The organism is uncultured Marixanthomonas sp. (assembly GCF_963974425.1).
Classification (GTDB): Bacteria; Bacteroidota; Bacteroidia; order Flavobacteriales; family Flavobacteriaceae; genus Marixanthomonas.
On the sequence record NZ_CAXBCK010000021.1, the window covers coordinates 34,904 to 61,023 of the forward strand.

General features: G+C 36.0%; 26 protein-coding genes. 15 read left to right on the plus strand and 11 right to left on the minus strand.

Features of this window, described 5'->3' with window-relative positions; translation table 11 throughout:
• Positions 1-8 precede the first annotated feature (8 nt).
• The 7 genes from queA to dtd all read right to left on the minus strand — a co-directional run bounded on the left by queA (position 9) and on the right by dtd (position 7,559).
• Entirely contained in the window at positions 9-1,058 is a 1,050-nt protein-coding gene (gene queA / locus AACZ92_RS07795) for a tRNA preQ1(34) S-adenosylmethionine ribosyltransferase-isomerase QueA (protein ID WP_339699430.1), read from the minus strand.
• Positions 1,059-1,140: 82 nt separating this feature from the next.
• Entirely contained in the window at positions 1,141-2,373 is a 1,233-nt protein-coding gene (locus tag AACZ92_RS07800; protein WP_339699355.1) for a 3-phosphoshikimate 1-carboxyvinyltransferase, read from the minus strand.
• 10 nt (positions 2,374-2,383) lie between these two features.
• On the minus strand, positions 2,384-2,611 hold the full coding sequence (locus tag AACZ92_RS07805) for a hypothetical protein (RefSeq protein WP_339699358.1): 228 nt from the start codon (positions 2,609-2,611) through the stop codon (positions 2,384-2,386).
• Positions 2,611-2,937, minus strand: coding sequence for a nucleotide pyrophosphohydrolase (locus AACZ92_RS07810; protein ID WP_117158832.1), 327 nt, complete (start codon positions 2,935-2,937; stop codon positions 2,611-2,613). The genes AACZ92_RS07805 and AACZ92_RS07810 overlap by 1 nt, the downstream gene beginning before the upstream one ends.
• Positions 2,938-3,121: 184 nt before the next feature.
• Positions 3,122-5,146, minus strand: a complete 2,025-nt coding sequence (locus AACZ92_RS07815; RefSeq protein WP_339699360.1) for a transglutaminase — start codon at positions 5,144-5,146, stop codon at positions 3,122-3,124.
• A 16-nt stretch (positions 5,147-5,162) separates the two neighbouring features.
• Positions 5,163-7,070, minus strand: coding sequence for a DUF3857 domain-containing protein (locus tag AACZ92_RS07820; protein ID WP_339699362.1), 1,908 nt, complete (start codon positions 7,068-7,070; stop codon positions 5,163-5,165).
• Positions 7,071-7,106: 36 nt separating this feature from the next.
• A complete protein-coding gene (gene dtd / locus AACZ92_RS07825; RefSeq protein ID WP_339699365.1) occupies positions 7,107-7,559 on the minus strand; it encodes a D-aminoacyl-tRNA deacylase in 453 nt (150 codons plus the stop codon).
• A 307-nt stretch (positions 7,560-7,866) separates the two neighbouring features.
• On the opposite strand from dtd, the gene AACZ92_RS07830 reads away from it, so the two are divergent.
• From AACZ92_RS07830 to dnaG, 4 genes are all read left to right on the plus strand, one after another.
• Entirely contained in the window at positions 7,867-8,433 is a 567-nt protein-coding gene (locus AACZ92_RS07830; protein ID WP_339699368.1) for a sigma-70 family RNA polymerase sigma factor, read from the plus strand.
• Entirely contained in the window at positions 8,420-9,205 is a 786-nt protein-coding gene (locus tag AACZ92_RS07835) for a hypothetical protein (protein ID WP_339699371.1), read from the plus strand. Before AACZ92_RS07830 ends, AACZ92_RS07835 begins: the two co-directional genes overlap by 14 nt.
• 82 nt (positions 9,206-9,287) lie before the next feature.
• The gene (locus tag AACZ92_RS07840) at positions 9,288-10,349 is read left to right on the plus strand and encodes a hypothetical protein (RefSeq protein WP_339699374.1); all 1,062 of its coding nucleotides are present in this window, start codon (positions 9,288-9,290) and stop codon (positions 10,347-10,349) included.
• 170 nt (positions 10,350-10,519) lie between these two features.
• Positions 10,520-12,481, plus strand: a complete 1,962-nt coding sequence (dnaG, locus tag AACZ92_RS07845; RefSeq protein ID WP_339699377.1) for a DNA primase — start codon at positions 10,520-10,522, stop codon at positions 12,479-12,481.
• Here the strand turns inward: dnaG and AACZ92_RS07850 are convergent, their stop codons facing one another.
• Both AACZ92_RS07850 and nadE read right to left on the minus strand, forming a co-directional pair.
• The gene (locus AACZ92_RS07850) at positions 12,482-13,117 is read right to left on the minus strand and encodes a response regulator transcription factor (protein ID WP_339699380.1); all 636 of its coding nucleotides are present in this window, start codon (positions 13,115-13,117) and stop codon (positions 12,482-12,484) included.
• 146 nt (positions 13,118-13,263) lie between these two features.
• Positions 13,264-14,058: an NAD(+) synthase gene (nadE, locus tag AACZ92_RS07855; protein WP_339699383.1), complete on the minus strand. Its 795-nt coding sequence runs from the start codon at positions 14,056-14,058 to the stop codon at positions 13,264-13,266.
• A 152-nt stretch (positions 14,059-14,210) separates the two neighbouring features.
• On the opposite strand from nadE, the gene gldB reads away from it, so the two are divergent.
• From gldB to AACZ92_RS07870, 3 genes are read left to right on the plus strand one after another with little or no spacing between them, the layout of a single operon-like run.
• Positions 14,211-15,167, plus strand: coding sequence for a gliding motility lipoprotein GldB (gldB, locus tag AACZ92_RS07860; RefSeq protein ID WP_339699386.1), 957 nt, complete (start codon positions 14,211-14,213; stop codon positions 15,165-15,167).
• Complete coding sequence (gene gldC / locus AACZ92_RS07865; RefSeq protein WP_339699389.1) at positions 15,167-15,502, plus strand: gliding motility protein GldC; 336 nt, start codon at positions 15,167-15,169, stop codon at positions 15,500-15,502. Before gldB ends, gldC begins: the two co-directional genes overlap by 1 nt.
• Positions 15,502-15,867 carry a GTPase gene (locus AACZ92_RS07870; RefSeq protein ID WP_339699392.1) on the plus strand — a complete coding sequence of 122 codons (366 nt, stop codon included), beginning with the start codon at positions 15,502-15,504 and terminating at the stop codon, positions 15,865-15,867. Before gldC ends, AACZ92_RS07870 begins: the two co-directional genes overlap by 1 nt.
• Here AACZ92_RS07870 and yihA read toward each other — a convergent pair.
• Together yihA and AACZ92_RS07880 are read right to left on the minus strand one after the other, a co-directional pair.
• A complete protein-coding gene (gene yihA / locus AACZ92_RS07875; protein ID WP_339699396.1) occupies positions 15,842-16,447 on the minus strand; it encodes a ribosome biogenesis GTP-binding protein YihA/YsxC in 606 nt (201 codons plus the stop codon). The genes AACZ92_RS07870 and yihA overlap by 26 nt on opposite strands.
• 5 nt (positions 16,448-16,452) lie before the next feature.
• Positions 16,453-17,217 (minus strand): alpha/beta hydrolase, encoded by a 765-nt coding sequence (locus AACZ92_RS07880; RefSeq protein ID WP_339699398.1) that lies wholly within the window; start codon positions 17,215-17,217, stop codon positions 16,453-16,455.
• 315 nt (positions 17,218-17,532) lie between these two features.
• On the opposite strand from AACZ92_RS07880, the gene mraZ reads away from it, so the two are divergent.
• The 8 genes from mraZ to AACZ92_RS07920 form a co-directional block, all read left to right on the plus strand.
• Positions 17,533-18,006 carry a division/cell wall cluster transcriptional repressor MraZ gene (gene mraZ, locus AACZ92_RS07885; protein WP_339699401.1) on the plus strand — a complete coding sequence of 158 codons (474 nt, stop codon included), beginning with the start codon at positions 17,533-17,535 and terminating at the stop codon, positions 18,004-18,006.
• Positions 17,993-18,889, plus strand: coding sequence for a 16S rRNA (cytosine(1402)-N(4))-methyltransferase RsmH (gene rsmH, locus AACZ92_RS07890; protein WP_339699404.1), 897 nt, complete (start codon positions 17,993-17,995; stop codon positions 18,887-18,889). Before mraZ ends, rsmH begins: the two co-directional genes overlap by 14 nt.
• Complete coding sequence (locus tag AACZ92_RS07895; protein WP_339699407.1) at positions 18,889-19,206, plus strand: FtsL-like putative cell division protein; 318 nt, start codon at positions 18,889-18,891, stop codon at positions 19,204-19,206. The genes rsmH and AACZ92_RS07895 overlap by 1 nt, the downstream gene beginning before the upstream one ends.
• A gap of 4 nt (positions 19,207-19,210) precedes the next feature.
• Entirely contained in the window at positions 19,211-21,211 is a 2,001-nt protein-coding gene (locus AACZ92_RS07900) for a penicillin-binding protein (RefSeq protein WP_339699410.1), read from the plus strand.
• Positions 21,208-22,671: a UDP-N-acetylmuramoyl-L-alanyl-D-glutamate--2,6-diaminopimelate ligase gene (locus tag AACZ92_RS07905; RefSeq protein WP_339699413.1), complete on the plus strand. Its 1,464-nt coding sequence runs from the start codon at positions 21,208-21,210 to the stop codon at positions 22,669-22,671. The genes AACZ92_RS07900 and AACZ92_RS07905 overlap by 4 nt, the downstream gene beginning before the upstream one ends.
• A gap of 2 nt (positions 22,672-22,673) precedes the next feature.
• On the plus strand, positions 22,674-23,909 hold the full coding sequence (mraY, locus tag AACZ92_RS07910) for a phospho-N-acetylmuramoyl-pentapeptide-transferase (RefSeq protein ID WP_339699416.1): 1,236 nt from the start codon (positions 22,674-22,676) through the stop codon (positions 23,907-23,909).
• A gap of 2 nt (positions 23,910-23,911) precedes the next feature.
• A complete protein-coding gene (gene murD / locus AACZ92_RS07915) occupies positions 23,912-25,249 on the plus strand; it encodes a UDP-N-acetylmuramoyl-L-alanine--D-glutamate ligase (RefSeq protein ID WP_339699419.1) in 1,338 nt (445 codons plus the stop codon).
• A gap of 18 nt (positions 25,250-25,267) precedes the next feature.
• Positions 25,268-26,120: FtsW/RodA/SpoVE family cell cycle protein (locus tag AACZ92_RS07920; protein WP_339699424.1), on the plus strand; the 853-nt coding region annotated here is incomplete at its 3' end.

Below are 26,120 nucleotides of genomic sequence, written 5' to 3' on the forward strand. Positions count from 1 at the left end.
TTACCTATTTATATGATAAGCATGGCATCACCATATGTGTAAAATCTGTATTTTTCTTTTACAGCTTCAGCATAGGCTTCTTTTACAAAATCATGACCTGCAAAAGCGGCTACCATCATCAATAATGTTGATTTTGGTGTATGGAAATTGGTTACCATACAGTTTGCAATACTGAAATCATATGGAGGGAAAATAAATTTGTTAGTCCATCCTGCATACGGATTAAGCATACTGTTTGAGGATACTGAACTTTCTAAAGCACGCATTACGGTTGTTCCCACGGCACAAACTCGTTTTTTTCTATTAATTCCATTATTAATAGTATCAACAGAGCTTTGTGGCAATGCAATTTCTTCAGAGTCCATTTTGTGTTTAGAAAGGTCTTCTACCTCAACTGGGCTAAAGGTTCCTAAGCCAACGTGTAAAGTAACTTCGGCAAAGTTGATTCCTTTTATTTCAAGGCGCTTCAATAAGTGTTTTGAAAAGTGCAACCCAGCGGTTGGTGCAGCAACGGCCCCTTCTTCTTTAGCAAAGATAGTTTGGTAACGATCTGCATCTTCTGGTTCTACATCTCTTTTAATGTATTTAGGCAATGGAGTTTCGCCTAATTCTGTTAATTTATTTCTGAATTCTTCATACGATCCATCAAACAAAAATCGAAGTGTACGCCCGCGCGAAGTAGTGTTGTCTATAACTTCAGCTACTAACGATTCGTCATCACCAAAATATAATTTATTACCAATTCTTATTTTACGAGCAGGATCTACCAAAACGTCCCAAAGTCGGGTTTCTGGGTTTAGTTCACGCAAAAGGAAAACCTCAATACGAGCTCCTGTTTTTTCTTTGTTTCCAAATAATCGTGCCGGAAAAACCTTGGTGTTGTTCAATACCATTACATCGTCTTCTTCAAAATAGTCGATGAGGTCTTTAAACATCTTATGCTCAATGGTTTTCTCTTTTCGGTTTAAAACCATTAATCTGGCTTCATCACGGTTAGATGCTGGATATTCTGCCAAAAGTTCTTCTGGCAATTCGAAATTGAAATTAGAAAGTTTCATTCCCATAAAAAGTGGTGTTTTGTCTTGAAAAGCTGCAAATATACAACCTCAACATAGGGGTTGTCAAGTAAATAAGCAATTATTATTTAAAATTGACGTTTATACCTACTTTTTGGATGTCTTCCCAATAGGTTGGAAACGATTTTGAAACCACTCCCGCGTCATCAATTTTAATATTTCTTTTTAAAGCTAAAGGCGCGAAAGCCATTGCCATACGGTGATCGTTGTAGGTTTGGATGGTTACGTGTTCTTTATTTTTTTCTGAAACCATTAATTCTAAAGTATCATTGCTGACCGAAATTTTAGCTCCTAATTTTTTCAATTCGGTTTGTAAAGCAAGCAATCTATCTGTTTCTTTTATCTTTAAGGTATGCAATCCAGTTAATTTACAGCCTAAACCTAGTCCAAAACACGTAACGGCAATAGTTTGTGCAATATCAGGCGCATCTGCAAGATTTAATAAAACGTGGTCGGCAATTGGTTTGTTGTTTTTTGAAAGGGTGATGGAGGCATCTTTTTCATTAAATTGTGTGGTGACACCCAACGTTTCATAAATGGTCGCTAAAATAGAATCACCTTGTAAACTATCTTTAAAATAGCCTCTTAGGGTTATGTTTGATGCTTCAGAAAGAGCTACAATACTATAAAAATAGGATGCTGAACTCCAATCAGATTCTATTAATATCGCTGTGTTTTTAATTGCTGAAACTGGCTTTACTTCAATGCTGTTTTCTGAAAAATTACAAGGGATTCCAATTTTTTGAAGCAAAGCAACTGTCATATGTAGGTATGGAGCTGAAGTGACAGATTTTTCAATATGTACTGTAAGTCCATTTTGTAAGGATGGTGCTATCAATAACAAAGCTGAAATATATTGACTGCTTACATTTCCGGCAATAGAAATTTTTTGCTTTATAATCTTTTTACCTGAAATAGAAATAGGTGGATAACCATCTGTTTTAAGATAATTTATTTCGGCTCCTAAACCTCGCAACGCATCGACTAATATTTTTATGGGGCGTTGTTGCATGCGTGCGCTACCGGTTAATACAACCGAAGCATCAGGTTGAGTGGCAAAATAGGCTGTTAAAAAACGCATGGCGGTCCCAGCGTGGTGAATATCCACTTTGCCTTGATGTGATAGTAATGCTTTTTGCAACACCATCGTGTCATCACTTTCTGATAGGTTCTCCGTTTTAAGATTGGGAAAAAGTGATTGTAATATCAATAATCGATTCGATTCACTTTTGGAGCCTGAAACTTGTATGGTAGCTGAAAGCTCTTTGGTGTTTTTGCTTGTGAGTACAGCTTTCATAAAACGCAAATTACTTTTTCAATTTATTTTTAAACTTTCCGTAGGTTACAAAAAAACCATACAGGAAACCTGTTAATAAGCTTCCGCCTATTAATAAATATGGGTTTCGTTCATCGAAAAAGTTAGAAGTAAATCCTTCAAAAGCCCATTTAATGAATATAAAGATAACGACAAAGGCAAGCCCTAAGTATAGTACAGACCTCCAAAACCCTTTGTGATTGATTATTTGTTTAAACATTACTTTAATTTTTCATTATTGTGATGGCGATCGTGGTCACGCTTGGTTTTAATATCTAACTTTTTATGGAAAGCTTCTTCTAGGTTTACCCCAGTTTGGTTAGCTAAACATAAAACGACAAAAAGTACATCTGCTAGCTCTTCGCCTAAGTCTTTACCTTTATCACTTTCTTTTTCGCTTTGCTCTCCATAACGGCGAGCAATGATGCGAGCTACTTCGCCTACCTCTTCAGTAAGCTGTGCCATATTGGTAAGTTCGTTAAAATAACGGACTCCGTGCTCATCGATCCATTTGTCAACTGCTTCTTGTGCATTTTCAATGTTCATTGGGTATGTTTTAAATTCAAAAATACTTCAATTTCATTGAGTTTAGGAGTAAATTTCAACCCTATTTTTATATACGGAGTTATATTAAAATTTTTACTCTTTAAAAAAGACGAAAAATAGGTTTTGTTATTTGGTTATTGGTTAAAAATTAGTCACCCGATAATCAATTACAATCAAACTTACATTATGCTTTAGTAAGCACTATCTTCTCATGTTCTTTATCAATCATCAGCTTAAAAAATTCTTTGATATTACCATAATCATGAGCAGGCATAGTAGCAGTATTTAAAGCAAACTCTACTGATATTTGTAGTTTACCGCCAAGATTATTGATCATGTATTTAAACATTCCGGAATTTTCTCCTAAAGCAAATGCGGCACTTTCTGGAACAGATTCGATTGTATAGCCTTCAGGAATATCAACGGTTACAATATACCTGTCTTTTACAGGGTAATTAAAATCAATTGGATAACTGCGTTCATTTAATTTAAATGGATTTTCATCCATAGCTAAGAATAATAATGGAGAAAAGTATAATTTACCACCTATTTCTTCTACAGCATCAAAGTTTTCAAAATCATATTTCAATGAAACGGGTTGGTACAATTTCTTTAAATTTTCAAAAGTAATATTTGAAATTTCAGTCTCTCCATTATTTTCTTCTAATTTTTTACGGATATCTTCTTCTTTAGCGTTTATAAAACTTTTACGTTGGCTTAAAGCATAATGACCTGTAAATCGGTTTTGCGTAGATCCAGTAATAGAATAATCGTCTTTATTGATGGCCAAATTCATCATAGTACTCTGCACGGCGTGTTTAGATGGATATAATGAAACCCAAGAAGAACTACGGTCTTCTCGTACAATTCTTCCTTGCCAGTTTAGTAACTCTGGTTGTAAAACATTAGGCTCTCCTTCTTTTATAGTAGCGTCAAAAAGCACCGTGTTATTCCCGTTTTCAACTGCTGCTATTACATAATTAAATCCGTTGCGTGTTGGAAATAAAGGAATTCCATGTGATTTTGTACTTACCAAAACTGGATTAGCGTTAAGGCCTGCATACCGGAGCATGGTAACTAATAATAAATTTATATCGGCTGCATTTCCGGAACCTTTTTTATAGGCATCTTTTGTGCCTTCTTGAGTAAAAAGACCTCCAAGCTCATTCCAATTCATTTTACCTTTCGCAAACTCATATACTTTGATCATTTTTTTTGTGGGCTCACTGATACCGCTTAAAAGGTTGTCTATATCATCATCAAAATAACTATCTCTTTTTAACTGATCTCCAAAAGCATTGGAGTCATATACCGATTTTGAAACGTCTTCCCAAGTTGTCGTAAACATATTTAATGAAGATCCTGGAAACTTGGTGTAGGAAAGTTCAAACTTTAGAGAGGTAGTGTAGTTATTAATATTTCCTGAAAAAGCCTCTTCTTTTAAAGCTGGCACTTGCTCCATTGAAACCTCATAACTGTTTTCTCTATACTCAATCTCTACTCGTTGCGTTCTTGTGTTTTGTCTCACACCGCCAAAACCTGAAGCTACAGATGCACTAGAGTTAAAATACATACTCCGTGTTTGCCCATCTTCTTTTATTTTAAAAGGTACCCAGCCTTTTTGATGCATTTTATAATTGAAATATTCAGGTACGGCGAAGCGCATCTCTACTTTATTGACTGGTATTTGCTCCTGAAACCTATACTCATCGATGTTTGTTACAAACGGTGATTTTATTGTGTATTTGTATTCAATTACGCAGCCTTCTGTAACGGCTGGCATAGTGAATTTCGTAACTTCTAAAAATTCATTAACTTCTTCTTCAAAAATACCATCGTTACGTAATTTTTCATCTTTAACTTTACCGTCTTCTAAAAAGAAAGTATACCCTTTTAATCCTGAAATTTCTTCGTCTGAACTTCCACTGCTTTGATACAATCTTACTTTTTTATTGGCCCAGTCAAAACCTTCTTTATTGTATATTTTTACTCGTTCAAAAACTTCGGTTAATAAGTAAAAGTCATCGGTTTCAGAATACTCAAACCGGGTTTTCATTTCTCGGTATAAAATAGCAGCATCTGCTGTTGAATCCGTTGGGTGTTGTTTCTCTAATAGTTCTTTTTTAGAGACTTTCCCAAATCTGAAATCTTGAGAGTAAGTAAATTGTAAGCAACTTAGCGTAAAAATAAGAGTAAAAATAAATTTCATAAGTATAGTGTAATGATTAGCTATTCTGATTTAATAAGATTTTTGATTGGTCCATTTTAGAAACTCTTCGTAAAAAAGACCGGTATTTTTTATAATCTGAAGCAGGAAAAGTGCCTTTTTTTAAGATAAAGGTGCGCCTGTATTCAATAGTATTTTCTGAAATTTTTGAAACTGAAAAAGCATAGCTTCCAAATTTATTTTCAATGCTTACAGCTTCGGGGAGGCTGTCAATATTAAGTGTTTCGGAAATGTTTATTGTTAATGTGTCGGTTTCGGTAAAGCCTTCAGCTATTCTAAGTTTTTGTTTTCTATCTGTAAAACGAGGTGGTACAGATACCGATTGTGAAAACATGTTGAGTCCAAAAAGCAAATCATTACCTATTGATGAACAATAGCTAGGCATGTTTATGGAGAGCTGTTCAGTAAATAAAATTTTATCTTTATTATTATCAAGCACTATGTTTTCTATGTTAAATCCATTGATGTGGGACCATCTGTTTTTATACTGCTTCTCTAGATCGTCTGCATCTAAATTCTTAAGGTGATATTTTTCATCATACTGCAAACCAGTGTAAACTCCTTTAAAATCTGCTTGTATTGTACCTGAAGGACTAACTGTGATAGTCCCCGAATTTTTTTTAACATTGTCCTTAAAAGTGTAGGCTTTTGTATGAACAATTTTACCTCCTTCTGGTGTAACCATTAATACATCCCGGTCATCGCTAAAATTTCCGCCGTATCCAAACGGAGTGTCTTGGCTGGTGCATTCTAACCAAACAATTTCATCTCCCTTAGGCACACCTAAAATTACGTGGTTACCTTGTATTCCAGCAAAATTAGAATCGAGATCTATCTCTTCATTTCCAGCATAGAGGACGGTATAATAGGAAGGTACACCCACGACATCCAATAAGGCTTTTGTATAATTAGTTAAGGCCTTGCAATCGCCATAGCTTAATTTATCAACATCTTCTGCTAACATAGGTTTCCAACCGCCAATTCCAATTTGAATACTTATATAACGCACTTTGTTTTGAAGGTATTCATAAATCTTTTTTGCTTTTCCTAAGTTAGTTGTTTCGCCGGAGACTAATTGTTTTGCTCTTGCAATAGTGGCTGGGGATAGTTCACTTACTCCTGTTAAAAGTGTTTTGTCCATCCAAGCACCAAATTCCTTCCAATCTTTTCCATATCCAGCGACACCTTTTAGGTAAAAATTATTTAGAGCAAACTTTACGTGTGGCAAAATATTTCGGTATGAAGGGCTATATTCTTCCCTTTTAATTGCTTCTAAATTTTCTGCTTTACAGATAAAAGAGTCTGGAGTTTCAGAAATTGAAATATCATATCCTTCAAGGTTCTTTTTTAAAACATTGGGCTTATTAGAAGGGTTGTATTTTACCGTAAACTCACTATTTTTTGTAGAAGTGTAATACCCTCCGATGGGAAACCAACGCGGTATGTGTGCAGTGGTATTACTTTGGGTAACCGACTCGAAAACCAACGTATAAGGGTATGTTGTTGGAGTGTAATCTAAATATAATACTCGATCATCATTATAAATTGAAAACCCATCTGAAGCACTGATGTCGCGAAAATCACGTTTTTTAAAATGCTCCAGTTCATTACCCATGGCATCATAGGCCCAAGCTTCGATATCCTTTATTTTAGCGTCATCATCATAATACGCATAGGCGTCTAGATTGTTGTCGCCCTTTTTATTTAGCACCATAATGGCTCTATGGTTTTTATAAACCATCTGGTCATTTTTGGTAATATCTATTTCTATTTTTTCATCCAACAATACACTATTGGCGTTTTTAGCAAGCGTTGAGGATAAGGCAGCAACGGAATATTGGGTTTCCTGCGCAAAAACGGAAATGGTAGATAGAATAACTACGCCTAGAGCAATAAAGTTTCGCATGGGCGCAATATACACAATTGTTAAAAAAATGTGAAATTATTCTTTATTTTTTGAATCTATATTAATAGTTATAGGTCCATCGTTAATTAAAGCAACATCCATCATGGCTCCAAAAACACCTGTTTTTACTACTTTATTGAGTTCTTTTTCGAGTTGCTTAATGAATTTCTCGTATAAGGGGATTGCCACATCTGGCTTAGCTGCTTTTATAAACGAAGGGCGATTTCCTTTTTTTGTACTTGCATGTAAGGTAAACTGACTTACCACCAAAATGTCTCCGTCAACATCTTTAACAGAAAGATTCATCGCATCAGCTGTATCTGAAAATACCCGTAGCCTTGTTATTTTTCTACACAACCAATCAATATCTTCTTGGGTATCTTCATCTTCAATGCCTAAAAATACCAAAAATCCTTGATTAATTTTTGAAACAACTTCCCCTTCTACCGTGACAGAAGCTTTTTTAACACGTTGCAATACTGTTCTCATAATCGAATTATAATTTATGAGTCAATATACATGTTAATTGTATCTTTTCCTGCCTTTCAGTTAGGTTGGTCTAAAATTGATGTTATTAATATCTTGCGAGTCAATCTACAGTTTTCTTTAAATTAGATATTCTTTGAATTCTTTTTGTTGATAATAATGCAGTTATTAAAATTTCTACCTTAGTATATTTCTACATCTTTACTAACTGAATACTGAATACTGAATACTGAATACTTTTTTCACCCTTCAGGCAACCCTTTTAATTAATATTGCGTCTATATAAATAGAAAGCCATGCGAAGCATATTGTGAAACTAATATCCTTACATAAAAATTACACCGTGCTCATAAAAAAAGCACGAAAAGACAACCGGAAGGCTCAGCACCAGTTGTACCAATTATTTGCACCTAAAATGTTAAGTGTTTGTAGACAGTATCTGAAAAATAATGATTTAGCTGAAGAGGTCATGCTTAACGGATTTTACAAAGTGTTTTCAAAATTAGATTCATTTAGCGATCAAGGTAGTTTTGAAGGTTGGATTCGGCGCATTATGGTAAACGAATCTATCAGTGAATTAAGGAGACATAAGAAACTCTATTTTAAAGATGAAACGGTTATTGAAAATTCACTAGAGTATGCAACTTCTATCGATACTGAATTTGCGGTGGAAGAAATTCAAAAAGTGATAGACAGTTTACCCGAAGGGTACAAAACGGTATTTGTTTTATATGCTGTGGAAGGGTACAAACACAGTGAAATAGCCGAATTATTGCAGATTAGCGAAGGCACATCAAAATCGCAACTATCAAAAGCTCGCAAGATGCTTCAAAACAATATTAATAAACAAAATGACGTGAATTATGGAGCCCAATAAACTTGAAGAAAACATTCGCGAGAAATTACAAGAAAGGGAAATACAACCTTCTAGCGAGTCTTGGGAAAAGTTGAATGCTCGTTTAGGAAAACCCCAAAAAAAGGAAAGCTACTTTATTTGGTATGCTGTAGCAGCTAGTTTGGTGAGTATTTTGGTAATTGGGGCATTGTTCATTAAAGATGACGTGGCTTCAGGTTCTGAAAACTTAGTGAAAACACCGACAAATAAAGAAAAAATAGATGCTGAGGAGCAACTAGAAATTATTCCGCAAAAAAGTATTTCAGAAGATATCGCTGTTGAAGAGAATACCAAGACGGAGAAAAAAGTGGAGCAACCAGCTTCTAAAAAGCAACTTGTAAATCAAAAAATACAATCAAAACAAGCTGTTGAAATTTCTCCTGAAAAAGAAGAAGCTATAGCTGAAACCAACACCAATTTTAAAGAACAACCTATTCCGAAGAACAAAGTAGTAGATAAAACTAATGAGCGCTTTATTGATAATAAGGTTGACGAAGTAGTGGCGCAAGTAAAAGAAATTCAAAGTAAAAACCACGAAGTAACTCCTGAAGAAATTGATGCGCTTTTAGCTAATGCGCAACGGGACATAAAAACCAGACAAATACTCAATCCTGAAACTCAAAAAGTAGATGCTGCAGCCCTGCTTTTAGATGTAGAGCTCGAGCTCGAGCGAAGTTTTAGAGAAAAAGTATTTGATGCCTTAGGTGACGGATTTGATAAAATTCGAACCGCTGTTGTAGAACGTAATAATTAAAATAATTCATTCATCAATCACGCCAGAGGCAATCCCTTTCATAATCGGGAGGGAGGCCGAAAGGCACTAAATCACACAAATCATGAAAATAATTACCTATTGTACCGCCATCACGGTATGGGTGTTGACTATGGTCTCAGCACAAGCACAAGAAAACAATCTTGCAGATGATATCGCTATTTTAAAAGCAGCCCAAGAGCAAATTGTAACCGAAGAAAAACAAGCGCTAAAAAACGAAGTGGAAGACATTAATCAGCGGTTAGAAAAAGACGAAGTATCCTTAACCGAAGCAGAACAGTTAAAAGGAAAAGCTGCTGAAAAAAGAGCGTTGAACATTGAAAACCGCTTGGCGATTATCGATAATAAAATTGCGTTGCTGGAACGAAACGGCGGCAGTGAAAATTTAGCCGATGACTCTGAACGAGTTGTTTTAAGTATTGGATCGGGCGACGATGAAGATTCTTATATTTTCTTAGGAAAAAAGAACAAAGCAAAAAAATACGACCGTAGAACAACCAGTGCTTTTATGTTTGCATTTGGTTTAAATAATGCGATAACCGAAGGGCAATCATTAGACGATTCAGACTTTAAAATTGGTGGAAGTCGTTTTGCTGAAATCGGTTGGGCTTGGAGAACCCGGGTGTTTAAAAACACCAATTGGTTGCGTGTAAAATATGGTTTCTCATTTCAATTCAATGGATTAAAACCTACTGATAACCGTTACTATGTAGATACAGGTGATCAAACGGAGTTGCAAGAATTCCGGTTAGATTTGGATAAATCGAAGTTTCGAATGGATAACTTAGTATTCCCTGTTCATTTTGAGTTTGGCCCTTCAGAAAAAATTGAAAAAGATGAATATTTTAGATATAATACCTACAATAAAATTAAAGTAGGGCTAGGCGGGTATGCAGGTTTTAACCTTAGCTCACGTCAAAAGCTAAAATATTCCGAAGATGGAGAAGATGTAAAAGAAAAGCTAAAAGCAAGTTATAATACAAACAATTTTATTTACGGGCTTAGCGGTTACATTGGCTGGAAAGGAACAGCGATTTATGTAAAATATGATCTAAACACCATTTTTAAAGATAACCCAATCGATCAAAGAAATGTTTCTTTAGGACTTCGTTTTGATGTCGATTAATTTGTTAATTAGCTGTATTTTTGAAGGCTTCTTTTTTTGAAAAAGGAGCCTTTTTGTTGATAAGAATATGGATGTTGAAATTCTTAACTCAGTATATTTCTACATCTTTGAATACTGAATACTGAATACTGAATACTGAATACTGAATACTGAATACTGAATACTGAATCATGATATCAAAAACCACCATAGACAATGTATTTGAAACCGCTCGTGTAGAGGAGGTGATTGGTGATTTTGTACAATTAAAGAAATCAGGTAGTAACTTTAAGGGCCTTAGTCCGTTTAGTGATGAGCGTACGCCCAGTTTTATGGTTTCTCCGGTAAAACAGATTTGGAAAGATTTCAGTAGCGGAAAAGGAGGGAACGTAGTTGCTTTTTTAATGGAGCACGAACACTTTACCTATCCTGAAGCTATAAAATACTTGGCCAAAAAGTACGGTATCGAGATTGAGGAAGCTCAACAGACCGACGAACAAAAGCAACAAGCCGACGAACGCGAAAGCCTATACTTGGTAAGCGAGTTTGCAAAGGATTATTTTAAGCACGTTTTGTTTAAAACTGAGGAAGGTAAAGCTATAGGTCTTAGTTATTTTAAAGAACGAGGCTTTACTGAAGAGACCATTAAAAAATTCGATTTAGGATTTTCGCCCGATAGTTGGGATGCATTTACCAACCACGCTATAAAAAAAGGATACAAACTCGATTATCTTGATAAAACAGGCTTAACGATAGTAAAGGGCGAGAAACAATTCGACCGATTTAAAGGTAGGGTTATGTTTCCTATTCGTAGTATGAGTGGTCGTACCTTAGGCTTTGGGGGGCGAATTTTAACAAACGACAAAAAAGCAGCTAAGTATCTAAACTCTCCCGAAAGTGATATTTATCATAAAAGTAAGGTACTATATGGTATTTACCACGCAAAACAGAGCATTGCCAAAGAGGATAATTGTTATTTGGTGGAAGGCTATACCGATGTAATTCAGTTTCACCAAACGGGGATTGAAAACGTGGTATCATCATCTGGTACTGCTTTAACTCCTGAGCAAATCAGGTTAGTAAACCGGCTTACTCAAAACATTACTGTTTTATTCGATGGAGATGCGGCAGGATTACGAGCTTCACTTCGCGGTGTGGATTTAATTTTAGAACAGGGAATGAACGTAAAAATCTGTACGTTTCCTGAAGGAGAGGATCCAGATAGTTTTTCTCGAAAAAATTCGCTGGAAGAATTAAAGTTGTATTTAGATGAAAATTCCCGAGATTTTATTTCGTTCAAAGCTTCGTTATTGGCCCACGAAGCAAAAAATGACCCTATAAAAAAAGCCGACACCATTCGTGATATGGTGTTGAGCATTTCGAAAATACCTGATGTAATTAAGCGGGAGATTTATATTAAGGAATGTTCTCGAATTATGGATATTTCGGAAGAAGTGCTTTTTAATACATTAGCTCAGTTGGTTAATAAGGATAACCGGGATGCTTCTAGAAAGAAACGAACTGAAAAGCAGCCCATGCAAGTTGTTTCTTCAGAAAAAGAAAAAGCAGAAAAGATTGATGTCCAGTTCGAGTTGGAACGTAAAATCATCGAGTTGCTATTACTGTATGGAACTAAGGAAGAAGATTTTGAAGAATTAATACTTGATACCGATGAAAAGGGCGATGTTACTTTTAAACCCGAAATGCAAACGACAACGGTGTTTCAGAAAATATTTTTAGATCTTCAAGAAGATGAAATTGAATTTACCAACGAAGCATTTAAAGATTTATATTATGATATTATAGATCGGTTAACACGTGAAGAAGATTTAAAAGTAGATGCTTTTGTAAATAGTTTACAGCCTGAAAAAGCATCGGCTGTTACCGATATTTTGATGGAAGAAGAAAAATACAGCCTGCACGATTGGGAGCGTAATGAGATTTATGTAAAAGAAAAGTCGCATTCTGTGTCACAGGTGGTGAGTGAGACAATTTTAAATTTACGGCGTGAATTAGTAAACCAAAAGATTAAAGAGCTTTCAGATGCTATAAAAGAACAAAACCCAAAGGGCTCACAGGTAGACCTGCAAGATGTTGTGGATTACATTACGCTAAAAAAAGTGATTTCAGAAAAATTACGTAGGGTTTTATAATTACCCAAATTGAAACATACGAGACTGGTGTATTAAATCGGCTAGATTATCTACTTTTAGTTTCTTAAGCAACCTCGTTTTATAAGTACTTACTGTTTTTTCGTTAATATTAAGTGCATTAGCGATATCCTTATTTCTTTTTCCTCTAGAAAGTAAGTTTAAAACTTCGATTTCGCGAGACGAAAGCTTTTTATAACGGCTAATCGCACTGCTTTCACCTACATTACGACTTGTAAACGTAGAAGTAAGCTCTTCGTTTAAGAAAATTCCACCTTTTGCAATTTTACCAAGTGCATCTAAAAACACTTGTGTTGAAGCTGTTTTTGGCACATAGCCTGCTGCTCCAGATTTTATGGAACGAAGCGCATAGATTTCTTCTGGATGTGTTGAAAAAATTAATACCCGTGTTTGTGGGAAAGATTCTTTAATGCTTCGTAAAGCGTTAATGCCATTAATTTGAGGCATGTCTATTTCCATAATTAGAATATCAGGACTATGTTCCTGTAAACTTTTGTAGAGCTCTTCTCCGTTGTTAACTTTTGCAAGTATTGAGAATTCATCTTTTTTCTTTTTCAACATACAAGAAATCCCTTTACGGGTAACTGGATGATGATCTGCAATGACAATTTTTTTCATTAGTCTCTTTGTTATTAAAACCTTAATAATTCTATAAGGGAGCAAAAAGTGTGAGGTTTGTAATAATAATACTACAAATCAAAACTAAAAAAAAGATTGTCAGTATGAGGGATTATTCGTTCAACGTACAGAAAACTCGTTGAATACTATAAAACCTTGTAGGAATTAGGAATATTGCATACAGGAATAGGATTCATTTTGTGCTGGTTAGCGCTATTTAAGCGTAAGTAAATACTAAAAACCTCTTGTTTTCTTCCTTCAAAATCGGTTGGTTTTTTACCATTTTCTTTCATTTTCATAGCCCATTCCAATTCGTCATAACTAGCGCCTATTTGGTCCTCATCGGTACGGCTATCACCAAAAAGACCGTCGGTAGGTGCTGCCTCTAAAATAGATGTCGGAACTTTTAAATACCTTCCTATTTCATAAACTTCGCTTTTAAGTAAATCGGCAATCGGGCTTAAATCTACGCCACCATCTCCATATTTTGTGTAAAAACCAACGCCAAAATCTTCTACTTTATTACCAGTTCCAGCAACCAAATATCGATGTAATCCTGCAAAATAATATAAGGTGCTCATACGTAATCGCGCACGGGTGTTAGCCAAGGCTAAGTCTAAAAAAGTAATATCGTTGGTTTGTGGTACTTCGGTCTTAAATTGCTCAAACACCGAAGTAAGGTCTACTTTAACATCACTTACGTTAGCATAATTTGTTTTTAAAAAAGCAATATGTTCTTGCCCTCGAGTAACTTGGCTTTGAGCTTGGTGGATTGGCATTTCTAGGCATAATGTTCTTAACCCTGTCTTAGCACATAAAGCGGATGTTACAGCAGAATCAATACCGCCGCTTATACCTACTACAAAACCATCCATATTGGCGTTTGTAGCATATTCTTTTAACCAATTTACAATGTGATCTACTACTTTTTCCGTTTGCATAATACTTTTTATTTATTGGCAAACTTTAAAGTGTGAATGCAGAACACCCTAATATTTTGAACTATAAAGCCTACCTTTGCACACAAAAATAAACTAAAGTTAAAATTAAAAAAAGGAGATAACGTTAAACAGTTGTCAAATTGTAGTTGTATATGAAATTTTACGCGTTGTTATTTGTAGTAATCCTTTTTGCGGCTTGTGATTCAAAAAGTAAAAAAGAGAAAGAAATCGAAGCCATTTCTATGGATGTAAAAACGGTTCGTTTTGATAAAGAATTTGCGGCGGCATCTGTTCAAGATATTCCGAAGCTTAAAAAACAATATCCACAATTTTTTCCGAAACAATTTGCAGATAGTATTTGGGCACAAAGAATTCAAGATACCTTGCAGCAACAATTAGACGCTGAGGTCGCAAAGAAATTTCCTGATAATTCTGAGATTGAAGAGCAACTCATTCCCTTATTTCAACACATACAATATTATTTTCCTGAATTTACGGCGCCAACGGTTTTTACAGTAACTTCAGATGTGGATTATAATAATAAAGTAATAGTAACTGATACAATGTTAGTTGTTGCACTCGATACATATTTAGGAAGCGATCATCATTTTTATGAAGGCATTCAGCAATATATTTCTAAGGATTTAAAATCGTCTCAACTTGCCCCAGATGTAGCCTCGGTTTATGCTCGACAGCTCGTTTCAAAACCGCAAAAACGAGATTTATTAGCTCAGATGATTTTCTTCGGAAAAGAGCTTTATTTAAAAGATCTTTGGCTCCCAAATATCCCTGATTCAGAAAAAATAGGCTATACAGAAGCCGAATTGCAGTGGGCGCAAGAAAATGAAGAATACATGTGGCGATATTTTGTAGAAAAAGAGCTTTTGTATAGTACCAACCCTAAATTACCAGCACGATTTATAAATAAAGCTCCATTTTCAAAATTTTATTTGGAAATTGATAACGAATCGCCTGGAATGATAGGCCGTTATCTTGGCTGGCAAATTGTGCGTGCTTACATGAAAAACAACTCCGTTGACCTTAGGAAAATGTTGCAAGAACAACCAGAAACGATATATAATAATTCAAAATATAAACCAAAAAAGTAATGTCAAAAAACACTTCAGAAATAAACATAAACATCGACCTTGACGAAAATAAAGTTCCTGAAAAATTACAATGGTCCGCTCCAGATGGTGGTGTGGAAAATGAAGAAGCAAAAGCGATTTTTTTAAATGTTTGGGACAGTGAAAAAAGAGAATCTTTACGTATCGATCTTTGGACTAAAGATATGCCTTTAGATGATATGAAAGTATTCTTTCACCAAACCTTAAGTGCAATGGCAGATACTTTTGAGCGTGCTACAAATGATGAGAAAATGAGTGCTACTATGCGGGATTTTTGTGATTATTTTGCTGAAAAACTAGAGCTTAAAAAAGAGTAGTGCGACTCATTTTTGTGTACAATGCAAATTCAGGCAAAGGCAATGCCTATTTAGATGGTTTGCATAAAATTATTAGTCCGTCAACATATGCTTGTAGCCTTTGCGAATTGACCTATGGTGTTTTTTTAGAAAAAAAAGAGTGGAAACTATTTCGGAAACAGGAGCATGTAGAAATGGATTTTTATCACAGAGATCAATTTTTAAAAAAGTTTAAATCTAAGTGGTTGCCTAAATATACGTTTCCAATAATTCTTTCAGAAAAAGAGGGAGAACTAGAAGTTTTTCTTTCTTCAGAAAAATTAAATACTATGGAAACTGTTGAAGTTCTTATTGAAACAGTTAAGAAAGGTCTAGCGTCTCATTAACTTGCCCAATGTATTGTAAAACTTCGTCACGCCCAATTGCGTTGGTCGAAGAGGTCACAAAAAATTGTGGCATTTCCATCCAAGTTTCAAGCATTTTTTCTTGATAGTCTTTTAAGTTTCGCTCTAATGCTTTGGGCTTTAACTTATCGGCTTTGGTAAAAATAATGGCGAAGGGTTGTTGGTTTTCACCCAACCATTCCATAAACTCAAGATCGACAGGTTGTGGTTCATGACGACAATCTATCAATACAAAGCCCATGATTAGTTGCTCTCTATTTTTAAAATACTCAGTAATAAATTTTTGAAAAGTCTTTTTACTTTTTTTAGAAACCTTCGCGTAACCATAACCAGGCAAATCGACTAAATGCCAGCTTTTATTAATCAAAAAATGATTGATAAGCTGTGTTTTACCTGGACGCCCCGACGTTTTTGCAAGATTTTTTCGCTGCATTAGCATATTGATAAGGGATGACTTACCAACGTTAGACCGGCCAATAAAAGCATATTCGGGTAAACGAGATTTAGGACATTTGGCAACATCGCTGTTACTCATTACAAATTCTGCCGCTTTAATCTTCATATAGCTTAAAGATTTCGTTTTTGTAACCAGGCATACAGAAGTTTGTTAAACTCATCTGGATGTTCCATCATGGCTGCGTGGCCACATTTGTCGATCCAATATAAATCGGAATCTGGTAATAGTTCGTTAAATTCTGTGGCGACTTCAGGAGGGGTTACGTTGTCATTTTTGCCCCAAATAATACAGGTTGGTGTTTCCATTTTAGGGAGATCCTTTGCCATATTATGTCTAATGGCGCTTTTTGCAATGGCCAAAGTTCGTATTAATTTATTTCGATCGTTAACCGAAGCATATACTTCGTCCACAATTTCTTTAGTAGCAACAGCGGGATCGTAGAAAACATTTTCAGCCTTCTTTTGGATATATTCGTAATCGCCTCGTTTTGGGTAGCTTTCGCCCATAGCGCTTTCATATAAGCCAGAACTTCCGGTAATTACGAGTGCCTTAACTTTTTCAGGATATAATTTTGTGCAAAGCAAACCTATGTGGCCGCCCAATGAATTTCCTAGCAAAATAACTTCATCAAAACCTTTATGGTCAATAAATTCTGAAACGTATTTTGCGAAATTTTTCACGTTCGTTTTCAGTAAGGACATGCTGTAGATTGGCAATTCGGGAATGAGGATTTTGTAGCCTTTTTCAGGGAAAAAGTCAGTCACTCCGTCAAAGTTACTCAGCCCACCCATGAGTCCGTGTAAAACAACAACTGGCGTGCCTTCACCCAGTTCTATATATTTAAATTTTCCTTCTTCGTGTATTTGGTTCGCCATTCAATACTGAAATTATTAGAAGCAAAAGTAATCAAAATTATAGAACAATAGCTTTCTTCCTAACATACAGTGTAATATTAATTTCTATAAAGAACTCTTATTCTTTATAGAAATTTTAATAAACAACTTAGCATTTTTCTCAGAAGTAGAAATTGCTAATATGCTTTGATTAAAAAGGTTATTAACAATAAAGCAGCTCTCGGTACTGAAAAATTAGTAAGTGGTAAAACTTATCAACAAAGTGGTAAAAAGTGGTAAAAAGTGGTAAAACTTCTTTATATTTGAAACTAATAATAGCCAAAAAGTAACCCCTTAGTGCTCAATTTAATAGGTACATACGAATGCAAAGCAGACTCGAAAGGTCGGGTCATGATGCCGTCTGCGCTAAAAAAGCAATTAGCTCCAGTAACCCCGAGTGGGTTTGTGGTGAAGCGAGCTGTTTTTCAGCCGTGCCTTGAATTGTACCCGATGGATGAGTGGAATGAGTTGATGGCGAAGATGGGTAGGTTAAACCGATTTAACCGTAAAAACAACGATTTTATCCGTCGTTTTACCGCAGGAGTTAAAACGGTTGAGCTTGATGCTACAGGTAGACTGTTAATACCAAAAGACTTGATGTCTTTCGCTGGCTTGAGTAAAGAATTAGTGCTCTCTTCGGCAATAAACATTGTGGAGATTTGGGATAAAGAAAAATACGAACAAGCTATTAACGATGCTGCCAGTGATTTTGCAGACCTGGCTGAGGAGGTAATGGGTGATGTCAACGATGATAATCATGGAATATCATAATCCGGTATTATTAACCGAAACGGTTGATGGGTTAAACATAGATCCTGATGGGGTGTATGTAGATGTGACCTTTGGCGGTGGTGGGCACTCGCGAGAGATATTAAAGCATCTTGGTGAAAATGGAAAATTGATAGCCTTTGACCAAGACAAGGATGCGCTTGAGAATGCTATCGACGACCCGAGATTTTTGTTGATTAATGAAAATTTCAGATTTCTCAAGCGCTTCTTACGCTTTTACGGCTATAAAGAAGTTGACGGGATTTTAGGTGATTTTGGAGTTTCATCGCATCAGTTTGATGTAGCAGAACGTGGTTTTTCAACTCGTTTTGAAGCCGATCTAGATATGCGGATGAATCAAAAAAGTGAGTTTTCAGCATTCAACGTGGTTAATAATTATGATGAAAAGCAATTGCGAAGCGTGTTGTCTCAATACGGTGAGTTAAGAGCAGCAGCCGGAATGGCTCGTGTAATCGTTGAGGCAAGAAACGATGGAGAAATAAAAACCAGTGAGCAGCTTAAAAAGGCATTGGGACGTTTTTTGCCAAAGCATAGGGAGAACAAAATATTGGCTCAAATTTATCAAGCTATCCGTATAGAGGTAAATCAAGAGTTGGAAGTTTTAAAAGAATTTTTATTGCAAACACAAGAGGTTTTAAAGCCTGGGGGGAGGTTGAGTTTAATAAGCTATCATTCCTTAGAAGATCGGTTGGTGAAGCGTTATATGCGTGACGGCCAGTTTCAAGGTCAACCCGAAAAAGATGTGTTTGGCAGGGTAGAAGTTCCTTTTAAAAGAGTGGGGAAATTTATAATTCCTTCCGAAGAAGAAATAAAAGAAAATAATCGTGCTCGTAGTGCAAAACTTCGAGTAGCAGAAAAAATATAATGAAAAAAAACTTTTACAACATAATAAAGGGGAAGTTTTTAGTGAACGATGATGCGCTTAAAAATTGGCGCTTCATCTTCTTTCTGTCATTATTGGCGCTAGTTATGATTGCGAGTTCGCATAGTGCAGATAAAAAAGTATATCAAATAGCGAAGCTTAACAATGAAGTAAAAGAATTAAAAAGTGAATATCTGGACATCCGGAAGCGGCTCATGCAAACCCGAATGGAAAGCAAAATTGAAGTGGCGATGGCGAAAAGGGGATTGAAACCCTCGGTTACGCCCCCTCAAAAAATTAAAATTATAAACAAAGAATAGTACGGTGGCCATAGAAGAAAAGAACATATTAAACCGCCTTTATATTATCGCAGGATGTATGTTCATCTTCGCGATTGCTGTTGCTGTTAAAATGGTGAACATTCAATTTGTAGAAGGTGAAGAATATCGTGAGTTGGCTCTTAAAAATACCACACGTAACTTTGTAATTCCTGCAAATAGAGGAAATGTATACGCTGAAGATGGTAGTTTGCTAGCAACTTCGGTTCCTAAATATGATATTCGGTTTGACGCTGTCACCGTTTCTTCTGAAAACTTTAAAAACAATATTGTGCCTCTTTCTAAAGAAATGGGTAAGATGTTTAATCGTCCAGCTTCGTACTATCAGAATGTTTTCAGAAAAGCACGCGCTAATAAAAACAGATACTTATTAATCGCTAAAAATTTAGGTTATTCAGATTATATAAAACTGAAGGGCTTCCCTCTTTTTAAACTAGGACCATACAAAGGCGGAATTATAGTAGAACAGCGCACCGTTCGTGAACACCCATTAGGTAAAGTAGCTGAACGTCTTGTGGGTAATCAAAAAAATAATAGTCCTGGAGTGTATGAAGTTGGCTTTGAAGGTGCTTTTGATGAGTATTTACGTGGAAAAGAAGGAAAACGTCTAAAACAAAAAATTGCCCGCGGACAATGGAAGCCGGTTTTTGATGAAAACGAAGTAGAGCCTCAAGATGGGTATGATGTTATTTCGACGATAAATGCAAATATTCAAGATATTGCTCACCACGCATTGTTAAAGCAAATGGAGCATTACGAAGCCGAACATGGTTCTGTAATTGTGATGGAGGTTAAAACTGGTGAAATAAAAGCAGTTGCTAATCTCGGTAGAACTTCCAACGGAAATTATTATGAAAAGTTAAACTATGCTGTTGGCGAAAGCCATGAGCCGGGTTCTACTTTTAAGGTAATGACAATGATGGCTGCTCTTGAGGATGAAAAGATTGATACAACAACGGTAGTTGACACCAAAAAAGGTAGAAAGCGATTTTACGGTCGTTATATCCACGATTCAAAACACGGAGGGTATGGTGAGATATCTGCGGCTAAATCGTTAGAAGTATCTTCCAATATTGGTCTAGCAACTATTATAGATGAAGCTTATTCTGAAAATCCAGAACAGTTTATAAACCATTTAAAAGAATGGCGTTTAGATAAAAAAATAGGTATAAAAATAAAGGGAGAAGGTAAGCCAGTAATCCCAGGACCGGGACATGAATTATGGAGCAAAAATGCACTTCCCTCGATGGCGTACGGTTATAATTTAAGATTAACTCCTCTTCAGACTTTAGCTTTTTATAATGCAATCGCTAACGATGGTATTATGGTGAAACCAAGGTTTATTAAAGAAATAAGAGCTTGGAATCAAGAAGTGGAAACGTTTGAGACAGAAGTTGTCAATGAAGAGATTTGTTCAGAAGAAACATTAAATGAAATTCGAGACATTCTTAAAAACATTGTAATACGAGGAACAGGAAAACCTTTGTATTCCAAATATTTTTCGATGGCTGGAAAAACTGGAACCGCTCGTACCGAATACTGGATGGATGATTGGGAAAAAGATCGTCGGTATATTTCATCTTTCTCAGGATATTTTCCAGCAGAAAATCCAAAATATTCTTGCATTGTAGTGATTCACAAACCGAGTACTAAAAAAGGGTATTATGGAGCAGATGTTACGGGGCCAGTATTTAAGCGTATCGCTCAAAAAATATTTACTGAATCGCCATTAATTGCCGAAATAGCTAATGTAGATGAAGAAGACCCAATTTTAGAAAAAGATTACGAAACCTATTACCCAAAAGCACAAGCACACTATACTAAAGTTCCTAATGTGAAGGGAATGGCAGGAATGGATGCGGTTTCATTATTAGAAAATTTAGGCTTAAAAGTACAAACAGTAGGAAACGGCACTGTAGCCGATCAATCTATAGCCTCTGGTGAAGCTTTAAAACGCGGCCAGCAAATAACATTAAAATTATCGTGATAGTATTAAAAGACATACTCTATAAAATTTCAATCGAAAAAACGATAGGAAGCACAGCTGTGGCTGTTCGGAATATAGAATTCGATTCACGAAACGTTGGGCTTAATGATGTTTTTGTTGCCATAAAAGGAACGGTATCAGATGGTCACGAATTTATTTTAAAAGCTTCAGAACAAGGAGCGCTGGTTATTATTTGCGAAACACTTCCTGAAACTATTATCAATGGAATAACCTATGTTCAAGTAGCTGATTCACATAAGGCATTGGCGATTTTGGCTGCCAATTATTATGAAAACCCTTCTGAAAACATAAAACTGGTCGGCATTACAGGAACGAACGGTAAAACCACCATTTCAACCTTATTGTACGATTTGTTTACAGCAGCAGGTTATAAAACAGGGTTGATTTCTACTGTAAAAGTGATGGTAAGTGGTGTTCGTTACGAAGCAAAACGAACCACACCAGATTCGCTTACCATAAACCGTTATTTACAAGAAATGGTTGAAGCTGGTGTTGAATATTGCTTTATGGAAGTGAGCTCCCACGGGATTCATCAAAAACGTACCGAAGGCCTTCACTTTGCAGGTGGAATTTTCACCAACCTTACACACGAGCATTTAGATTATCACAAAGATTTTAAAGAATACCGAGACGTTAAAAAGAAATTCTTCGATCAGTTGCCAAAATCGGCTTTTGCCTTGACGAATGCAGATGATAAAAATGGAGCTGTTATGCTTCAGAACACAAATGCAAAAAAATATACCTACGCCTTAAAAAGCTACGCAGATTATAAAGCGCAAATCCTAGAAAATAATTTCACCGGCTTGTTGCTGAAAATTAACAACAATGAGATTTGGGTAAAGCTAATTGGAGCCTTTAATGCCTACAATATGTTGGCCATTTTTGGAGCTGCAGATATTTTAGGGATGGAAACGTTGGAACTGCTTCAACTTATGAGCACATTAGAAAGTGTAGATGGACGGTTTCAGTATCTAATTTCAGAAAAAAAGATAACTGCTATTGTTGATTATGCACATTCGCCAGATGCTTTAAAAAATGTGTTGGAGACCATTAATAGTATCCGTACAAAAAATGAAGAATTGATTACCGTAGTAGGCTGTGGAGGTGATCGTGATGCGACCAAACGCCCTATAATGGGCAAAATAGCTGCCACATTAAGTACAAAAGTGGTCTTCACTAGCGATAATCCACGCACGGAAGACCCTGATAAAATTGTAGAAGAAGTAGAAGCGGGTGTTCCTGCTGAGCATTTCAATAAAACGGTTTCGATAACCAATAGAAAGCAAGCGATTAAAAATGCTTGCCAAATGGCAAATGAGAACGACATTATATTAATTGCTGGGAAAGGACATGAGACGTATCAAGAAATAAATGGAGAGCGAATCGATTTTGACGATTTTAAAATAGTAAACGAATTTTTAACCGCCCTAAATAAATAACCATGCTGTATTACTTGTTTGAATATTTAGAGAAAGAATATCAGCTTCCTGGAGCGAGCCTTTTTGGGTTTATCACCTTTAGAGCAGCTTTGTCGGTTATTTTATCGCTTTTCATTGCAACGGTGTATGGAAAAAAAATAATTAAATATTTGCAACGCCAGCAAATGGGGGAGAGTATTCGCGACTTAGGCTTAGAAGGGCAAAATGAAAAAGCGGGTACTCCAACAATGGGGGGCATTATTATCATTTTAGCAACTTTGGTTCCTGTTTTATTATTCGCCAAGTTGGAGAATATCTATGTGATTATGTTGATCGTCACCACGATTTGGATGGGAATCATTGGTTTTATTGACGATTACCTTAAAAAGTTTAAGAATGATAAAGCTGGATTACCGGGGAAATTCAAAATTATAGGTCAAATTGGTTTAGGAATTTTCGTAGGGGTGACAATGTATATGCATCCAGATGTTACGGTAAAACGAAAAATAATTAAACCTACAAACAATACAGAAGTAGTAGCTCAAAATACACCACAGGAAGAGTTTAATCCAGAAGAAAAAACCTTGTTAACAACGATTCCTTTTATTAAGCAAAACGAGTTTAACTATGAAAAATTAGTCAGTTGGGCAGGAGAAGGATACACAAAATATGTCTGGATTATCTTTATTCCAATTGTGATTTTTATTATTACCGCCGTTTCAAACGGAGCCAATCTTACCGATGGTATTGATGGCTTAGCGGCGGGTTCTTCTGCAATTATAGGGGTTACTCTCGCCATTTTTGCGTGGGTATCGGGAAACGTGATTTTCTCAGATTATCTGAACATTATGTTTATCCCAAATACTGGAGAGCTAACCATTTTTATAACAGCTTTTGTGGGGGCGCTCATTGGGTTTTTGTGGTACAATGCATATCCAGCCCAAGTTTTTATGGGGGACACCGGGAGTTTGACCATTGGAGGAATTATAGCTGTTATGGCAATTGCTATTCGCAAAGAATGGTTGATACCCATTCTCTGCGGAATCTTTTTGATGGAAAATCTTTCCGTGGTGTTACAAGTTGGGTGGTTTAAATACACAAAGAAAAAATTTGGTGAAGGGAGGCGTATTTTCAGAATGTCACCGCTACACCACCATTATCAGGTAAAGGGATTTCACGAAAGTAAAATAGTTATCCGATTTTGGATTATAGGAATTTTCCTGGCAATACTGACGATTGTCACGCTCAAAATTAGATAGCAGTGGCAGAGCGATTAGTAGTGTTAGGAGCCGGTGAAAGTGGAGTAGGAACGGCTCTATTGGGAAAGAAAAAAGGATTTGAAGTCTTTGTTTCAGACTTCGGAAAAATAAAGGAAACGTATAAACAAGTTCTTTTACATAATGAGATTGAGTGGGAAGAACAAGCTCATACTGAAGATAAAGTGCTTTCGGCAGATATTGTAATGAAAAGCCCGGGAATTCCCGATACGGCTAAAATTGTTACAAAACTGAGAGAAAAGGGCGTTAAAGTGATTTCTGAAATTGAATTTGCTTCAACATATACCGAAGCAACCATCGTAGGGATTACCGGAAGCAATGGAAAAACCACTACCGCAACGCTAACTTATGAAGTACTTAAAAACGGTGGCTTGAATGTCGCTTTGGGTGGAAACATAGGAAAAAGTTTTGCAGAGCAGGTTTCTGAAGAAAAATTTACAAGCTATGTGTTGGAATTAAGTAGCTTTCAATTGGACGGAATTGAAACATTTAAACCACATATAGCTGTTTTAACCAACATTACGCCGGATCATTTAGATAGGTATGATCACGATTTCAGTAAATACATTGCTGCAAAATTTAGAATAGCAATGAATCAAACGGCTGACGATTATTTTATTTACGATGCAGACGATAAAGTGATTACAAAATGGCTTTCAGAGCACCCAATACAATCTCAGTTACTGCCTTTTTCAGCAAAAAATGAGCTGAAACAAGGTGCATATATAAAAAACAACGAAATAATAATAACAATAGATAATAACCAATTTACTATGCCAATCTCAACCTTAGGATTAAAAGGAGAACACAATACAAAGAATGCTATGGCAGCCTCGACTGTTGCCAAGCTTTTAAAGATTAGAAAAGCGACCATCCGTGAATCGATGGAAAGCTTTCAGGGCGTTGAACATCGCCTTGAGAAAGTCTTAAAAATTAATAATGTAATGTACATTAATGATTCTAAGGCTACCAATGTGAACGCTACTTTTTATGCGTTGGACAGTATGGAAAGTCCAACTGTTTGGATAGTTGGTGGTGTAGATAAAGGAAACGATTACTCGGATTTACTTCCGTTGGTAAACGAAAAAGTAAAAGCCATTGTTTGTTTAGGAATTGACAATGAAAAATTAACCAAGCAGTTTGGAAACATTGTCGATATGATGGTAGAAACACAATCCATGCAAGAAGCAGTGCAAATAGCATATCGCTTAGCAGAAAGAGGTGAAAATGTATTATTGTCACCAGCTTGTGCAAGCTTCGATTTGTTTACAAACTACGAAGATAGAGGAAGACAGTTTAAAGAGTCAGTAAGGCTTTTATAAAAAATAAGAAGAATACCAATGCGGGAAATATTTCAACATATTAAAGGGGATCGAGTGATTTGGGCCACTGTGGCGCTATTGGCTGTGTTTTCCTTTTTGCCTGTATATAGCGCTAGTAGTAATTTGGCCTATTTATATGGGGATGGAAGTACCTTGCCGTATTTACTCAAACATTTTGCACATTTGTTGTTAGGGTTTGCCATTTTATATGGCGTGCATAAAATCCCGTTTCATTATTTTAGAGGTCTGTCCATTATTGCGTTGCCATTGGTTGTGGTATTGTTATTATTAACGTTAGGACAAGGAACTACTATTGATGGAGCAAATGCTAGTCGCTGGATTCGTGTGCCTTTTGTAGGTGTTACCTTTCAGACTTCCACATTGGCGGCGGTTGTTTTATTAACCTATGTAGCCCGGTATTTATCTAAAATTAAAGGGGAAACTGTAGCTTTTAAAGAAACGTTGCTTCCATTATGGTTGCCAGTATTTGTAGTATTAGCATTAATTCTTCCAGCTAACTTTTCAACCACGGCCATCATATTTGCAATGGTAGTTGTATTAGTGTTTGTAGGAGGATATCCAATTAAATATTTAGGAATCATTCTAGGTGCAGGTTTATTGTGTTTAACCTTGTTTGTCTTGACTGCAAAAGCCTTTCCAGGCGTATTTCCAAATAGGGTAGATACGTGGATAAGTCGAGTAGAAAACTTTACCGACGGAGAAGATACCGAGGCAGATTATCAGATTGAAAAAGCAAAAATTGCTATCGCTTCTGGAGGAATTACGGGCTTAGGACCTGGCAAAAGTGTTCAGAAAAACTTTTTACCGCAATCCTCTTCCGATTTTATTTACGCAATTATAGTTGAAGAAT